Genomic DNA, 1,727 nt, shown 5'->3' on the forward strand with positions numbered 1-1,727 from the left:
AAACCCCCGAATCCCGGTTTGCCCAGGCGCTGGACCACCTGCAGGGTTTCACCCAGAACTGCATCTCCAACGGAAAATCCTGGAAGGAAAACGGAATCTCCAGGGAGAGAACCTTTCTCAGAACAGACCCGCCCCGCAAAACCGACCCCCTCTTCGCCAAGATCCTTGATTACCTCTACGAGGTCGCCGACAGGGGGGAAATTTGGGGAGATTAAAAGTGACGCCTTTGAAGCGGTCCGGGTTTTGCTGGAACAGGTAATCCTCCCTGTCCGCGACGCTCCTTTGCGCTTCCCCTTCCAGGAAAGCCTTGATGTTCCTCTCAGCGATCCCCGCCGCCACGGTAAGGATACCCTCCGAGAGGTTGATGTTATGAGGTGACGCCAGGAGGTTTTCCGGGTCGAAGAAGGGAAAATCCAGCCTGAATTTTCGCTGGACAAGGGACTCCTCCAGGACCAGTGAACGTAAAGAATCGCCAACCCCGGGAATTCTTGAAATCTCCGCCACGCCGGGAAGAGCCTCCTCCACGACAAGGCCGCCGGCCTGGTTTCGAAAAAGGTGATCAGCACACTTTTCATTGAAAAACTCCCTCCAAGCCTCTCATTTTCGACCGATCGAACCCAGAGCCTGGAGGATATGATCTCCCTGGGCTCTATGCCGGCGGGAAGCCTTGTAAGGCCGAGATGCCTGCCGCCGCTCGCTGTTCCTTCGAAAGGTGCCAGTGAGATCCCTTTGCAGGATGGGAAATGATCGTCGACAGGTAAGCAAGGCTGAAAACCAGTCCGGCGAGCCTGAGGGCATCCACTAAACGTGCCGCGGTTTTTCCCATGTTTCTCAACTTGAAACTCAACCGACCATTGAAACCTCTTTAGAGGATCTTTCGAGCGATCCCATAATTGGAATGCCTCCCAACTCCCGGTACCCGACCCTGGATACCTGGGGATGCCTCTCGGACGCCCTAGAGACATGAAGCACCTTCATCGAGCGAGCAACCGGTTGCCTTCCCTCAGTCCGGCATGGAAGTCTTGCCTCGTGACCCGCTCGTTCACCGTTGATGCCCAAAAAGGGCCTACTCCATCTCTTTACCTTCTCTTCCGGACATGGTATATTTTCGATGATAAAACCTCCGAGCCCTACCGCCTAAAGGAATCCACCCATGGCGGCGGGCCGAAGGGCGTTCCCGGAAACAGGGACGCCTCCCGCGTTTGGAAAGGAGGATGGAGAGGCCGAACTCAAGAACCGTCTCCCCTCAACGCGGGGAGACGGTTCTTTGTCGCTGAAAGGTTTTCCTATTCAACTTCAGGAGGTAATGCCGATGAAACGCTTTCTGAGAATACTTTTCTTTTCCACCGTTGTTCTTTCAATCGCCGTTTCAGCAGCTCTTTCCGCCCCGATATTGCGCATGGCCACAACGACCAGTACTGATAATACGGGGCTCCTCGATTACCTGGCTCCGGAGTTTCTCAAGGATACGGGAATCGAACTCCAGTGGGTTTCGGTAGGGACCGGGAAAGCTCTCGAATTGGGCAAAAACCTCGATGTCGACGTCCTTCTTGTACATGCCCCGGCCGTGGAAAAGCAGTTCGTTCAGGACGGTTACGGGGTTAACCGTCGAGAGGTCATGTACAACGATTTCATAATAATAGGACCCCCATCCGATCCTGCAAAGATCAAGGGCAAGACTGTCAAAGAGGCGTTCATCTCTATAGCGACCAAGGGAGCCCCCTTCG

The 1,727-nt window shown here is 54.7% G+C and carries 3 protein-coding genes and 1 riboswitch; of the genes, 2 read left to right on the forward strand and 1 reads right to left on the reverse strand.

Features of this window, described 5'->3' with window-relative positions; genetic code table 11:
• On the forward strand, nt 1-215 hold a 215-nt coding region (locus GX108_07905), incomplete at its 5' end, for an HD domain-containing protein (protein ID NLO56953.1).
• 434 nt (nt 216-649) lie between these two features.
• Here the strand turns inward: GX108_07905 and GX108_07910 are convergent.
• A complete protein-coding gene (locus tag GX108_07910) occupies nt 650-847 on the reverse strand; it encodes a hypothetical protein (protein NLO56954.1) in 198 nt (65 codons plus the stop codon).
• A gap of 262 nt (nt 848-1,109) precedes the next feature.
• A riboswitch (molybdenum cofactor riboswitch) is annotated at nt 1,110-1,229 on the forward strand.
• Between the two features lie 83 nt (nt 1,230-1,312).
• Here GX108_07910 and GX108_07915 point away from each other — a divergent pair.
• On the forward strand, nt 1,313-1,727 hold a 415-nt coding region (locus GX108_07915; protein NLO56955.1), incomplete at its 3' end, for a solute-binding protein.

The sequence above is a fragment of the Thermovirga sp. genome, assembly GCA_012523215.1.
Taxonomy (GTDB): domain Bacteria; phylum Synergistota; class Synergistia; order Synergistales; family Thermovirgaceae; genus 58-81.